The 13,402-nt window shown below is 42.2% G+C and carries 14 protein-coding genes and 1 riboswitch; of the genes, 5 read left to right on the forward strand and 9 right to left on the reverse strand.

All coding sequences use genetic code 11. The annotated features are described in order from the left end of the window. The first annotated feature begins 13 nt into the window (after positions 1-13). The 3 genes from glpX (at position 14) to K8O68_RS11480 (ending at position 1,612) form a co-directional block, all read left to right on the forward strand. Entirely contained in the window at positions 14-991 is a 978-nt protein-coding gene (gene glpX / locus K8O68_RS11470; RefSeq protein WP_230897028.1) for a class II fructose-bisphosphatase, read from the forward strand. Between the two features lie 22 nt (positions 992-1,013). Further along, a complete protein-coding gene (locus K8O68_RS11475; protein WP_230897029.1) occupies positions 1,014-1,280 on the forward strand; it encodes a DUF3055 domain-containing protein in 267 nt (88 codons plus the stop codon). An 80-nt stretch (positions 1,281-1,360) separates the two neighbouring features. Further along, positions 1,361-1,612: a hypothetical protein gene (locus K8O68_RS11480; protein ID WP_230897030.1), complete on the forward strand. Its 252-nt coding sequence runs from the start codon at positions 1,361-1,363 to the stop codon at positions 1,610-1,612. A 64-nt stretch (positions 1,613-1,676) separates the two neighbouring features. Here K8O68_RS11480 and K8O68_RS11485 read toward each other — a convergent pair whose 3' ends face one another. After that, complete coding sequence (locus tag K8O68_RS11485) at positions 1,677-1,970, reverse strand: YutD family protein (protein ID WP_230897031.1); 294 nt, start codon at positions 1,968-1,970, stop codon at positions 1,677-1,679. A 141-nt stretch (positions 1,971-2,111) separates the two neighbouring features. Here K8O68_RS11485 and K8O68_RS11490 point away from each other — a divergent pair, with 141 nt between their 5' ends. After that, positions 2,112-2,714: a YhcN/YlaJ family sporulation lipoprotein gene (locus K8O68_RS11490; RefSeq protein ID WP_230897032.1), complete on the forward strand. Its 603-nt coding sequence runs from the start codon at positions 2,112-2,114 to the stop codon at positions 2,712-2,714. Positions 2,715-2,786: 72 nt separating this feature from the next. Here the strand turns inward: K8O68_RS11490 and lipA are convergent, their stop codons facing one another. Continuing rightward, positions 2,787-3,665 carry a lipoyl synthase gene (lipA, locus tag K8O68_RS11495; RefSeq protein ID WP_230897033.1) on the reverse strand — a complete coding sequence of 293 codons (879 nt, stop codon included), beginning with the start codon at positions 3,663-3,665 and terminating at the stop codon, positions 2,787-2,789. A gap of 241 nt (positions 3,666-3,906) precedes the next feature. On the opposite strand from lipA, the gene K8O68_RS11500 reads away from it, so the two are divergent. After that, entirely contained in the window at positions 3,907-4,914 is a 1,008-nt protein-coding gene (locus K8O68_RS11500) for a M23 family metallopeptidase (RefSeq protein WP_230897169.1), read from the forward strand. 264 nt (positions 4,915-5,178) lie between these two features. On the opposite strand, the gene K8O68_RS11505 is transcribed toward K8O68_RS11500, so the two are convergent. From K8O68_RS11505 to K8O68_RS11535, 7 genes are all read right to left on the reverse strand, one after another. Then, positions 5,179-6,522 carry a sodium-dependent transporter gene (locus K8O68_RS11505; RefSeq protein WP_230897034.1) on the reverse strand — a complete coding sequence of 448 codons (1,344 nt, stop codon included), beginning with the start codon at positions 6,520-6,522 and terminating at the stop codon, positions 5,179-5,181. Between the two features lie 318 nt (positions 6,523-6,840). Beyond that, positions 6,841-8,406, reverse strand: coding sequence for a Na+/H+ antiporter NhaC family protein (locus tag K8O68_RS11510; RefSeq protein ID WP_230897035.1), 1,566 nt, complete (start codon positions 8,404-8,406; stop codon positions 6,841-6,843). Between the two features lie 129 nt (positions 8,407-8,535). Next, positions 8,536-8,717: riboswitch (Lysine riboswitch) on the reverse strand. Positions 8,718-8,793: 76 nt separating this feature from the next. After that, entirely contained in the window at positions 8,794-9,600 is an 807-nt protein-coding gene (gene yunB / locus K8O68_RS11515) for a sporulation protein YunB (RefSeq protein WP_230897036.1), read from the reverse strand. Between the two features lie 105 nt (positions 9,601-9,705). Further along, on the reverse strand, positions 9,706-10,191 hold the full coding sequence (gene folA, locus K8O68_RS11520) for a type 3 dihydrofolate reductase (RefSeq protein ID WP_230897037.1): 486 nt from the start codon (positions 10,189-10,191) through the stop codon (positions 9,706-9,708). Further along, entirely contained in the window at positions 10,188-10,982 is a 795-nt protein-coding gene (locus tag K8O68_RS11525) for a thymidylate synthase (protein ID WP_230897038.1), read from the reverse strand. The genes folA and K8O68_RS11525 overlap by 4 nt, the downstream gene beginning before the upstream one ends. A gap of 151 nt (positions 10,983-11,133) precedes the next feature. After that, positions 11,134-12,540, reverse strand: a complete 1,407-nt coding sequence (locus K8O68_RS11530; protein WP_230897039.1) for a bifunctional metallophosphatase/5'-nucleotidase — start codon at positions 12,538-12,540, stop codon at positions 11,134-11,136. A gap of 36 nt (positions 12,541-12,576) precedes the next feature. Next, positions 12,577-13,401 carry a sulfite exporter TauE/SafE family protein gene (locus tag K8O68_RS11535; protein ID WP_230897040.1) on the reverse strand — a complete coding sequence of 275 codons (825 nt, stop codon included), beginning with the start codon at positions 13,399-13,401 and terminating at the stop codon, positions 12,577-12,579. Position 13,402: the final 1 nt, after the last annotated feature.

Here is a 13,402-nt window from a genome sequence, read left to right on the forward strand (position 1 = left end):
GAGGAGAATCATTGTGGATCGAGAACTGGCGATGGAAATTGTAAGAGTGACAGAAGCAGCTGCTTTAGCTTCTGCACAGTGGATGGGAAGAGGTTTAAAAAACGAAGCTGACGACGCTGCTACAACAGCTATGAGAACAATGTTTGATTCTGTCAGTATGCAGGGGACAGTAGTGATTGGTGAAGGCGAACTTGATGAAGCCCCTATGCTTTATATTGGAGAAAAACTAGGCTCAGGAGAAGGCCCTGAAGTCGATATAGCTGTAGACCCTTTAGAAGGTACAAACATAGTAGCAAAGGGCCATCCTAATGCTATGGCAGTCATAGCAGTGGCAGATAAAGGCACGCTTCTGCATGCGCCTGACATGTATATGGAAAAGCTCGTAGTAGGGCCTGAGTCTGCAGGGTTAGTCAGACTGGATGATCCGATAGAAAAAACGATTGATATTGTTGCTAAAATGAATAATAAACGCGTCCGTGATGTGACTGTCATCATCCAGGAGCGGGAACGCCACGAGGAATTAGTTGAACGTGTTCAAAAGAAGGGTGCCCGTGTTAAACTGTTTGGAGACGGAGATGTAGGTGCCTCTATTGCGACTGCATTGCCGCGGACAGGTATTGACTTATTTGTAGGCACTGGCGGAGCTCCTGAAGGCGTCATTTCAGCTGCAGCTATTAAAGCGCTGGGCGGGGATATGCAGGCTCGGTTAGTGCCAATGAATGACGACGAGTACAATCGTTGTAAAGAAATGGGGCTTGAGGAACCAACAAAATTCCTCTCTCTTGATGACCTGGTGAAAAGTGATGATGCTATTTTTGCCGCAACAGGGGTCTCTTCCGGTGAGCTTCTTGAAGGTGTCCGCTTTCTAGGTGGCGACCTTGTTGAAACCGATACGATTGTCATGCGAGCTAAAACAGGGACCGTACGGTATATTAAAGCACACCACCAGTTAAACCAGAAACCTCATTTAGTCATGCCTGAACACACTTAATCAGATAAGGGAGCGATCAAGCATGTCTGAACGTTTTTTTCTGTATGATGAATCAGAAGATACAAAGACCCGTTTCGTCAGTTTTATGGGCGAATCGCAGCGTTTTGATTTAGCTATTACGACCACAAACCGCTATTACGGAAAAAAGCTTGTGTTAAATATGCAATCCAGCCGCTATGCGATTATCGGGACCGATGACCTTGACGAAGAAGGATACGTGGAGCATGCTTTTCAGCTGGACGAGGAAGACGCACAGGAACTTCGTGAATTTTTATATGAAGTCATTTAAAGCGCAGGGCTTTTATTAAAAAGCTGCTTACATGGAAAAGCACCTCTTTATCACATAATAGTGATAAGGAGGTGTTTTTTATGGCTGGTAAAAAGAAACAATATGAAGATTTTACAGCTGTAGAAAAATACAGAGAGGAAATCCTTCCGGAAATAACTCCTGAAGGGGCTTACGGGGCACCTTTTGAGCCGCCGTTAGGTAAAAGCACTCCCTGGCAGCCGGGCCAAAGGGCAATCAGTGCTTTCACTTATGAAAACCGGCACTTGCATGAAGGAATGCAAAGAAAAGACCCCGGTTCCCATCCCCCTCACGATGAACCGGAGGAAAGGTAAAAAATGGGGGGACAGTCCCCCCATTTTTTACCTGAAAAAACAAGTCATCCAATGAATGACTTGTTCAGCTTTCCTTTGTTGCTTTTTCTTTCACTTTTTTGACGACGAAATAAGCGCAGCCAAAATTGCAGTACTCATACAAATATTCGGGCAGAAAGCTGATTTTAGCTTCAGGTGAGGTTTTGCGTGTTTTATCTTCAAAAAAACCTTTCAGCCTTAGCTGCTCATAACCCCAGTCCCCTACAATATAGTCGTATTTATTTAATACATCGCTGTATCTTTCTTTAAAAGCTTCTTCAGACCACCCGTTTTTAACCTCTTCCACCAGTTCATATGTATTTCCCTGAATACGGATCATTGTGAAACACCTGCCTTTAGTATCTCTTTCTATATTGCCTCACTTCACTTAAAAATTCAATCTTTACCTCACTTAACGTCCATAATTTACCTTAAAAAAATAACAAAATCCTGAGCATCCTATAAAACAGGAGGTGTTTTGATGATTAAAAAATCGACAGTCGTTGTGGCAGGATTAACTCTCTTATTAAGCCTGAATGCTACTGGGTGCGGAAATGCCGGGAATGAGGGCCAGGCTTTTGATTTTATGCGAGGATATAAAATGGAAGAGCCAAGCCAGGCAATTAATAAAAGTAATATAGAGAATAAGGACCAATATTTACAATTTGGTTATAATCGCCAGACAAAGAATGCAGCCCAGGACCTTGAGATGCCGGGCTATGCCGTTTATGACAGACCTTTGCTGGCAGAAAGCATCAGTGAAATGGCTGCAGTCATTCCTGAAGTACGCGATGCGGGCGTGCTGGTAACCGACCAGTATGTTCTGATTGCTTATGAAACAGCTACAAATGACCGTGAAGCAGTTGCCGATCAGGTTAAAAAGACAGCTATGTCTGTTGTACCTTCTTATTATGAAGTGTATGTAGCCGACGACCCAATCATGATGGATGAAATCGAACGCTTTGGAGGCCAATATTCAGAAAACCGTGCAGAAATGAACGCTTTACTGCAAACTATTGACCAGATGAAAACATACCCACAGGGCGAAACTGACTCCCCAAAACCTGCAGAAACGATGGAGTAAACCTGTATAAAAAGGTCCCCGATACAAACTTATTTGTAATGGGGACCTTTTTTGGTTAAGCGGCAGCACTATTTATTTCTCAGCCGCGTTTACTTGTTCATCTGCATGGTAAGAGGAACGTACCATAGGGCCTGATTCACAGTGTTTAAAACCTTTGGACATGGCGATTTCTTTTAACTCTGCAAATTCTTCAGGAGTCCAGTACTTGACTATTTTTAAGTGGGATTTCGTCGGCTGCAGATACTGGCCGATTGTTAAAATATCTACGTCCACTGCACGTAAATCATCCATCGTTTCAATTATTTCTTCTTTCGTTTCTCCTAATCCAATCATCAGGCTGGATTTTGTAGGAATGCGCGGCTTCATTTCTTTGGAACGCCGGAGTACTTCCATTGTCCTTTCATATGTAGCTCTGGCCCGGACAGTTGGTGTTAACCTTCTGACTGTTTCCACATTATAATTAAAGATATTTGGATTAGCAGCGAGCAATGTTCGAATGTTTTCTTCTCTTCCTCCCATATCTGAAGGAAGTACTTCAATAGTAGTAAAAGGGCTTTTTCTTCTTACAGCTCTTACAGTTTCAGCAAAAACACCCGAGCCGCCGTCTTTTAAATCGTCTCTCGCCACTGCTGTAATGACGACATGTTTTAAACCCATAATTTTCACCGAATCAGCTACCCGTTCAGGCTCCTGCTCATCGAGTTCAGTCGGCAGGCCTGTTTTTACAGCACAGAACCGGCAGGCTCTTGTACAAATATCGCCCAGAATCATAAAAGTAGCCGTTTTACGCTCAGCCCAGCACTCATGGATATTCGGACATTTCGCTTCTTCACAGACCGTATTTAATTTTTTATCTCTCATCAGCTTTTTTAAGCCTTTATATGAATCATTCGTATTCAATTTAATTTTAAGCCATTCAGGTTTACGTACATGTTCTTCCTGTTTCGCCATATAAGTCCACTCTCCCTTTTTGTTCCTGAATACACGTGTCGAAATTCCACTATCACGCTAGTTTTTACTTTAACATGATATAGAAGATATCTCAAAGACCTTTGCTTTCAATAAAGGCGTATGAAAAAACGTGTTTTATCACAGCATATTAAAGAATCACTCCAAAACATCTGGTCAATAGATCTAACAACGATAATGATACCATTCCAGCCAGAAAATCTGAAGGGAGATTACAATTGTGCTGAATAAAGTAACCGCCAGTATACTGCTCATATTAACCATTTTACTCGTCTTTCCTATACCTTCAGAAGGTGCAAAATCTGATGAACTCTCTTCTGAACAGTTATATAACGAGAGGATGGCTTTATACTTAAAAACTGAAGCTGAGACATCTATTCCCTGGTATTATTTTGCTGCGGTGGACAGCTACGAACGCGGACTTCGTCAGGCCAGAAAAGATTTACCTGAAGAAGAAGGCCTGATCGGCATTTATTTTCCGGCTGAAAAATGGTCAGGGCATATGAACCCTGACCAGGAAGACAACGATCCGGAATCAATTAATTTTTTTCAAGGGCTTGGAAAAGACGGAGATGGTGACGGAAAAGCCGACATTACTAATGACGAAGATATCTTATGGACATTTGCGTCATACCTCTCCTCATATGGATTTAACAAAGAAGATATTCGTATAGGGCTGTGGGATTATTATCAGAGAGATAAAGCTGTTGAGCTGATACTTGGCCATGCCGAAACCTATAAAACCGTCGGCTCACTGGATTTAAGCAAAAGAGCATTTCCTGTGCCATTACATGCTAATTACAGCTACAGAAGCACTTGGGGGAACGCAAGAGGGTGGGGCGGCCGAAGAATCCATGAAGGAACAGACATTTTTGCCGGCCACGGGCTTGCAGTCCGGGCAACCACCTATGGTATAGTCGAACTAAAAGGATGGAACAAATACGGAGGATGGAGAGTAGGAATAAGGGATACAAATAATGTCTACCATTATTTTGCCCACTTGAGCGGCTTTGAAAAAGGCATCGACAGAGGAACTGTGGTAAAGCCTGGGGACGTCATAGGCTATGTCGGCAGCTCAGGCTACGGCAAAGAAGGGACTCAAGGGAAGTTTCCTCCTCACCTTCATTACGGGATGTATAAAGATAACGGTTTTACTGAATGGTCATTTGACCCTTATCCTTCTTTGAGAGCCTGGGAACGGGCAGAAAGAAAAGCGAAGAAAAACAGCTGATATTTGGATGCCCCCAAGTTTTAAAGACATTCTAAAACTTGGGGGTGTTTTTTTTAGGATGAAGATGACAGCTGCCTTCACCCTCAGTGAACTGGCAGTTAGAAAACACAAGCCCTGGGCAAGCGTCCGCCTGCCGGACTGAAATCACTGCTTTTATCACCAAGAAATCCGAACAAAATTTTGTTCGGATCTCTTTATGCTTACTTTTTTTTTGTCAGAGCCTCTTCTATGGTTACTATTGTGTCATTTGAATTTTATTATTTTTTAAGAGAAAAGGTTTAAAAGTAAAATCCAGGCAATACCGGCAGGTGCAATAATACGGATGAACCATAGCCAGACTGTTCCAATGGTAGTGTCAGTTAAACCAGTCTCTTTTAAAGCATCAACTTTATTCCATCCCCATCCAACAAACAGTGCAATAACCATACCTCCAAGAGGCAGTGTGTACTGGTCAGTGACCGTGTCTATTAAATCAAGGAAAGGCAGCCCGAATAATGTAAATTCACTTAAAGGTCCACCTTGGCTTAATGCAGATGGTATCCCGAATAACGTAACAACGAAACCTGCAAGCAAAGTTGCTTTGCGTCGGTTCATATTCATTTGGCGCATGACATACGACACACTTACTTCCAGCAGCGAGATTGCTGATGACAATGCTGCTATTGCAACAAGGAAGAAGAAGAGAATAGCAAACACTGTACCTCCAGTACCCATCTGGTTAAAGACTTCCGGAAGCACTATAAAGATTAAGGCTGGACCAGCATCAGGCTCAATAGCAAATGTGAATACAGCCGGGAAAATCACAATACCTGCGATGATCGCAAATAATGTATCAAGAACCACAACATTACCTGCAGCATTCGGCAACTTTGTCTCTTTAGGCAAGTAACTGCTGTAAGTAATCATAGCCCCCATACCTAAAGACAATGTAAAGAAGGCTTGACCGACGGCTGCAGCATAAACTGAAGGTTCACCGAAGGCACTCCAGTCAGGAGTGAAAAGGAAACTCAACCCTTCTCCTGCCCCGTCAAGTGTTAAACTGTAACCTGCCAGAACAATTAAAATTATCGCTAATAATGGCATGAAAATACGATTTGACAGTTCAATACCTTTTTTAACACCAAAGAATACAATTCCAATTACGATCGCCATAAATAAGAACTGCCAGAAGACCGGCCCTGTGGAACCTCCGATAAAGTTCACGAAGAAATCAGCATAGCCTCCTTCTTCGACAGCTCCTGCAGCACCTGTTAAGTAACTGTAAAGGAAATAGACAACCCATCCCGCAATAACCCCGTAAAAGGATAAAATCAGGAAAGAGGTTAAAACTCCCAAAATACCTCCAATTATCCACGGTTTTCCTGGGGCAATATTATTAAAGGCGCCCACGGCATCTGCCTGTCCCCGTCGTCCAATTGAAAATTCGGCAATTAATACAGGAAGACCTACAAGAAAAATACATAAAACGTAGATTAATAAGAACGCCGCTCCGCCACTTTCCCCTGTCACATAAGAAAAGCGCCAAATATTTCCTAACCCTACCGCGGAACCCACTGCGGCTAAAATAAAGCCCATTTTAGTAGCCCATCTCTCTCTTCCGTTACTCATCGTGTTATCCCCTTTCCGTCCCTGTTCCTAGTAATATTATTTGATCTTTTTCTACATAGGTATTAGTGACTACTCCCCTCCTCCCTTATTTCAGCCTTCTATTAATTTATATTCTCACTTTACTATCTTATTATAATTATCTGACAATTGAATGTAAAGTATTTTCGGAATATTCTAGAAAAATCTGAATATATGCTATGGACGCATTTATATTAATTAAATATGAAAAAATTTAATGTTAATTTCTCTAATAACATTTTACACTTATAATTTATACTTAAAAAAAGCCGCACCCGGGAGGTGCGACTTTTATCTATATTATTGAGCGGCTCTGTATAGCTTCGATACTGCAAATTTTAATATAAACACTGATAAAGCAAAAACAGCAAAGCCTGTCAGCAAGCCGGCCCACACACTTCCTGTAAACCCTAAAGCAAGGAAAGACAGAATAGTAATTAAACCAACAATTAAAGCATAAGGAAGTTGGGTAATCACGTGATCAATATGATGGCTGCCTGCCCCTGTAGAAGATAAAATTGTAGTATCTGAGATAGGCGAACAATGATCACCGAATATAGCTCCGGCAAGTACCGCTGCTAACACCGGCAGCATAAGCGAAATATCCGTGAGCGCTGCAATTTCACCTGCAATTGGCAGCATAACGGCAAACGTCCCCCAGGATGTTCCCGTGCTGAAGGCCATGAACCCTGCAATAACAAACAATAATGCAGGCAGAAAAGCGAGTGGGATATGCTGGTCCACAATACTTGCTAAATACTCTCCTGTACCAAGTTCCCCGATAATTTCTATAATCGTCCAGGCAAAAATTAGAATATATATCGCAGGAAGCATGGATTTAATTCCTGCCCACAACCCTGTGCTCAAGTTTTTTACAGGAATGCTTCTTAACAATGAAATAACGATCGTAACTGCTAAACTGATTAACCCCCCGTATAAAAGGGAAGCAGCTACATCAGTATTTTCAAATGTGGCTAATAAGCCTGCCTGGCCTTCTGTAGCCTGTACACCAGTAATCACCATAAACAATACTGTACCGGCAATTAATGTTGCAATCGGCCAAATCAGGTCGCCTGCATGTCCTTCTCCCACCGGTTTTGCATCTTCACTTTCTCCCGGCGCCGGACCTTTATCTGTATCAGTCAGTTCTCCAGTTTCTATTGCTCGATTCTCATGAATACGCATTGGTCCAAAATCGAGTTTGAAATAAGCCACAGCGAACACTAAAAGAACGGCAAAGACAGCATAGAAGTTCATTGGTGCTATCAGAAGAAAAGCCTGCAGGGCTTCATACTGAGTGACTCCGTGAGCAGCCAGGATCCCGCCGATAATTGTAATAATGTATGCGCCCCAGCTTGAAATTGGGGAAACCACACAAATAGGTGCAGCTGTTGAATCTACAACATACGCCAATTTAGCTCTGGAAACTCGGTGCCTATCAGTAAATGGGCGGCTGACGTTCCCTACAGTAAGACTGTTAAAATAATCATCTATGAATATAATTAGTCCTAAAAATCCTGAAACAAATTGGGCACCTGTTCTTGTTTTAACCTTAGTCAATGCCCATTCACCAAATGCTCTGCTTCCCCCGGTGACAGTAATAAGTGAGGCTATCATTCCTAAAATAAGTAAAAATAAAATAATGTAAAATTCCCACGTGTTAATTCCCCCATCAGCGATAAATATCCCTGATACGATGGTAAAGACCTGTCCTATGGCTTCGTTTACAAACATTTCTTCCGTCTGGTTAACCATAAGAGCCCCTACAATAATCCCTATTCCCAGGGAGAACAGAACGCGTTTAGTAATAATAACCATAAGCAGCGCCAGCACCGGCGGCAGCAGCGATAATATGCCGTGTTCCATTTTCATTCCTCCTAAATAAAAATATTTCCCAATTTATGGGGGTCTGTCCCCCCACAAATTGGCATAACAAAACGGCAAGGGAAATCTCCCTTGCCGCTTCCTATGAAGTCAAGAACAGATTCCTCTCAAAAGATCAGTAGTCCTCCACTAAGGTCTCCCTTTAAGTGACAGTGCTGCATTTATTCAATACAGCCCCAGCTGCCGGGTTTCGGACAAAACACCAGCGCTTCGGCAAAATATCCTTTCAAAGACTTTCATGGCCGTCCCGGCTCCTGTCTTTTACTCTTACATTTTGCGCCTCTACCTCATCTCTGATGAGGCACTCTGATACTTATTAATTTTTAAACCGAGAGTTAGCATAACAAAATCCTATTTACATTGCAAGCATTATTGTACAGAAAAATCTTCGTCAAATTCTTTCGGGCGCTGAATCATAGCGGGTGTCATTCCTCCTTCACCTCCCTGGCCTCCATAGAAGTCAGGAACCTCACCAGGAATCCACACCATGGCTACTGGAATAGATGTTCTTACAACTTCCGTCTCTGTCGCAAATGGAATAACCACTTTAACATCCACTTCAATATCTACAGACACACTCATATAAGTATTGTTAATTCCAACATGCACGATGTTCTCCTTCAGCTGGGATTTTACGTCCCCGATAGCAGACAGGCGGACAGGGACACGAGGTCCGAGGTGGGCCAGTAGCGCATTATTGGTAGCCTGGCCTAATGGAATCATGTGGATGATACCATCTTCAGAAAATGTTGCTCCTTCTCTATCTACGTCAACTTTATTAGGGATACGAATATCTTTAACACGCCCATGTTCAATATCGTTTAAATAGTTTTGTACCCGCTTTGTCGTCTCCTGTAACACGCGGTTATAAATGACTGGATTGTATTGAACAAACATGACCTTTCCATTTTCGTCCCTTTCGAACTCAACCAGATCCTCCATATCCGTATCCTCAAGAATATGTCTGGAAATAGCATCGTTAATGGCAAGTGTCCCTATTCTTTGAGTTTCTGTTTTAGCAATTGCAATCAAGGTAGGACGGACTCCTTTTTCTACCACAATTAATCCCTGAATCGTTAAGAGTACGAAAATGAGTAAAGATATCATAAACACGTATTTAAAAGGAAGAGGCCCTTTTTTCTTCCGGCGGGGCCGGACGGTGCGGAAAGCTTTCACTGGTCAATTCCCCCCTTCCTCCTATTCATATGCAGTGTAATCGGGAGATTGTACCAATAAAAAAATCTTCAGGACAATTCCTGAAGACTTTTAATAATATTAATATTATTTTTTCCGTTCATAAACCAAAAATGTATGCGGATGAGGGTTCTTCTGATCCACTGTGCCTTTTTCAGAGGAGACTGTTTCCCACTCATCCCCGTTTATTTCCGGGAAAAATGTATCGCCTTCAAAAGACGCATGGATATGAGTAATGTAAAGACGGTCGGCTTTCGAAATCAGTTTCTCATAGATAGTCGCCCCTCCAATTACAAAAAACTCTTCCTCTTCTGCCATTAAAGAACGGATATCAGCTAAGTCATGAATGGCTTCCACTCCTTCAGCTGAAAAAGTTTTGTCTCTTGTCAAAACAATGTTTCGCCTGTTTGGAAGCGGCTTGCCGATGGACTCAAACGTTTTTCTTCCCATAAGAATCGGATGCCCGCTCGTTACTTTTTTAAAATGCCGTAAATCAGCTGGTAAATGCCAGGGCATATCCCCGTCTTTTCCTATCACTCTTCCCTCTGAAAAGGCTGCGATCATGGAAATCATACAGATACCTCTCCTTTAATATGAGGGTGAGGATCATAACCTGAAAGCTCAAAATCGTCAATTGTAAAATCTTCAATTTTTTTCCGTTCAGGATTCAGTTTCATTTCAGGTAAAGGACGCGGTTGCCTCGTCAATTGAAGTTTAACCTGCTCAATATGATTTTTATAAATATGCGCATCTCCAAACGTATGAACAAAATCCCCCGGTTTAAGACCGCACTCCTGAGCAATCATCATAGTTAACAGCGAATAAGAAGCAATATTGAATGGCACGCCTAAAAAGACGTCTGCGCTCCTTTGGTAAAGCTGGCAGGATAATTTTCCATCAGCCACGTAAAATTGAAATAAACAATGGCAGGGGGACAGAGCCATCTTGTCTAAATCGGCCACGTTCCAGGCGTTGACGAGCAGCCTTCTTGAATCCGGATTTGTTTTAATCTGTTCGATAACTTGTCCCAGCTGATCAATAGACTCCCCGTCCGGGGATGGCCAGGACCGCCACTGCTTCCCGTAAATCGGCCCTAAATCCCCGTTATCATCTGCCCATTCGTTCCAGATTCTTACGTTATTTTCTTTCAAATAACCTATGTTTGTCTCTCCTTTTATAAACCAGAGAAGTTCATGGATAATAGCTCGCAGAGCCAATTTTTTAGTTGTCAGTACTGGAAAGCCTTCTGCCAGATCAAATCTCATCTGATAGCCGAAAGTACTGATTGTTCCTGTTCCCGTCCGGTCATCTTTTTCAACACCATTTTTTAAAATATGTTCACAAAGGTCTAAGTAGGCCTTCATTTAATTCCCTCCATTTCACAATTTTTCCCTAGCTGATAATAGCTGATAAGAATAATGCAGCCTATCACCAGGAAACATATGTCAGCTGGTTTTTATCAGGCGCTGAACCAATTCTCGCACTCGCCCGCTGTCCCTCTTTTCAAATTTCTTTTTATGAGGGCGAGCCATTTATTTTATTTAACTTCCATGCCAGAAGGTCTCTTAAAAATTCAGGCATATAATACTTTTTTTCATTAATTGAACTAATAGCAGGGTAAAGCTGGCCAAACGTAAACATATCCAAAGTAGCCAGTTTGTATTTCCGGTCCCTCTGTAAGGGCTCCCCGTCTATTAACACATTCTTTTCATTAAGATACCGGGAATTATCACTGATTGTTAAATTATCAAAAACCATATAGCCCAGCACTTTACCGCGGAAGCCAAAACCTTTCAAAGCAAAGGTAATCATCTCTTCCTGTCTGGACTGGCGGATGGTTTCAAGAAGCCGTTCACCTGAAATCATGACCGTCGCCGGGTTAATTGGATGAGGGCAGATTTCATGTAAATCCCTGACAGTCACCGGCCCTTTTGGCAGGCTTTTTAAAAGGACTCCTGAATTAACCATGGAAATCTCTGCCTCACACCATTCCCTTAATGTTTCCGCAAGCATAACCGGAAACTTGCTTTTTTGATACCACTCTACATCAAGGGGGGATTCCAGCACAGTTATTTGTTTATTCAGTTCGGTACTGCTGGATAAGATTAAATGATTTAATGATTTTTCTGTTTCCTCATCTCTTATCCCTTCATTGACTTTAATTGATTGGACATTTTGAACAGACACCTGGAAACAGCCTTCTGTTTCTTTTTCAAACTCCATACATACTTCGCCTATGAACGCCCCGGATCGTCCAGACTGATTAATCCACGTGTTGTTTACCTTTTTTCCTTTTTCAAGAACATGGTGTGTATGAGCGCCCAGAATAACATCAAAGCTTGGAAAGTCGTCGGCCATTTTTTCGTCTTCGCTAAACCCTAAATGGGAAAGGCAGATAAGAATATCGACTTTCGGACGAAGCTCGTTCACTGTATCTTCCAGTTCACTGAAAGGGTCTGTCACTTTCCATCCGAGCGTTTCATAAAATAAGCGAAAAGGTGCGGTCACACCTGTTACTCCAACCTTTAAACCGGACTTTAAAGTGAAAATTTTATATGGATGTGTCCACTCCGGCCTGGTTCCATCTTTGTTCTTTAAGTTGGATAACAGCACCGGAAATTGAGCCTGGTCATATAAGTCATCTAACTGATCTTTTGAAAATGTGATTCCTTCATTATTTCCAATGGTCACTGCGTCATAGGCCATGTCATTTAATAATTGGACATTTCCTTTCCCAAGCAGGGCATCAGTCATTGGATGAGCCCTGTCACAATGGTCGCCAATATCAAACAAGAGCACTTCTTCATTCTTCCTGTATGCTTCGTTCCTCCGTTTATTCAGAAGCTGTGTAACAGCCGGCCACTTATCCAGCTGGCTATGTAAATCGTTTGTATGCAATATTCTAAGGGTTTGCTTTGCCAAGGACACCACACCTTCTCCTTGGAATCTGTCTTCAGATTAGAGACTCATGATTCCTTGATAAATTAAACGTATACCTACGATAATCAAAAATACACGCAATAATATGACAACCGTATCACTGGCCAATCTTCTGTTAATCGCTGCGCCCAGCTGACCGCCAATCCAGGCCCCCGGAATCAAAGCCATCGCATAGTACCAGTCTACGTTTCCTAAACTGATATGCGAAACAGAACTGATCAGCGCAGACAAAAAGACGAGAAACATGGAAGTTGCGACTGCCAGATGGGGCGGAAAGGCAAAAAGTAAAATCATAGCCGGCACCATCAGGGAGCCGCCGCCGATACCAAACAAGCCTGAAAACATCCCTACAAAAAAAGCAATTGTAATCCCCACTGCCGGATGATAGCCATAGTGAACAGTTTTTCCGTATTCATTCACATAGCTTCGTTTTATGCCTTTACTGCTGCGCTTTAAAGGTTTAATGTGTTTCCTGACCATCAATACAAATGAAACAAAAATGATAAAAGCACCAAATGCAATTAAAAAAACGTCCACATTAATATCTTGATTGAGCCAGACTCCGAACAGCGCGCCAGGCCCGCTTCCTGCAAAAAAGATTAAACCGCTTTTGACATCTACTTTTTTCTGTTTCAAATAGGCAAGTGTCGATGATAACCCCGTAAATATCATAATTAACAAAGAAGTTCCCACCGCCACCTGGGGCGTAATACCGCTTAAAAGCTCAGAATAATTGCTTAAAATCATTAAGGCAGGCACGATAATAATACCGCCGCCCAACCCCATTATACTGCCTAAAATAGCAGCCGCGAGCCCTAATAAAAGTAATAAAATCCATTCCATT

Origin of the sequence: Salipaludibacillus sp. CUR1 (assembly GCF_021028955.1) — a bacterium.
GTDB lineage: Bacteria > Bacillota > Bacilli > Bacillales > Salisediminibacteriaceae > Salipaludibacillus.

Coding starts and splice junctions, on each gene's coding strand:
- K8O68_RS11475 (WP_230897029.1), top strand. CDS start 1,014: ATGTCTGAACGTTTTTTTCTGTATGATGAATCAGAAGATACAAAGACC.
- K8O68_RS11480 (WP_230897030.1), top strand. CDS start 1,361: ATGGCTGGTAAAAAGAAACAATATGAAGATTTTACAGCTGTAGAAAAA.
- K8O68_RS11485 (WP_230897031.1), bottom strand. CDS start 1,970: ATGATCCGTATTCAGGGAAATACATATGAACTGGTGGAAGAGGTTAAA.
- K8O68_RS11490 (WP_230897032.1), top strand. CDS start 2,112: ATGATTAAAAAATCGACAGTCGTTGTGGCAGGATTAACTCTCTTATTA.
- lipA (WP_230897033.1), bottom strand. CDS start 3,665: ATGGCGAAACAGGAAGAACATGTACGTAAACCTGAATGGCTTAAAATT.
- K8O68_RS11505 (WP_230897034.1), bottom strand. CDS start 6,522: ATGAGTAACGGAAGAGAGAGATGGGCTACTAAAATGGGCTTTATTTTA.
- K8O68_RS11510 (WP_230897035.1), bottom strand. CDS start 8,406: ATGGAACACGGCATATTATCGCTGCTGCCGCCGGTGCTGGCGCTGCTT.
- folA (WP_230897037.1), bottom strand. CDS start 10,191: ATGATTTCCATGATCGCAGCCTTTTCAGAGGGAAGAGTGATAGGAAAA.
- K8O68_RS11525 (WP_230897038.1), bottom strand. CDS start 10,982: ATGAAGGCCTACTTAGACCTTTGTGAACATATTTTAAAAAATGGTGTT.
- K8O68_RS11535 (WP_230897040.1), bottom strand. CDS start 13,401: ATGGAATGGATTTTATTACTTTTATTAGGGCTCGCGGCTGCTATTTTA.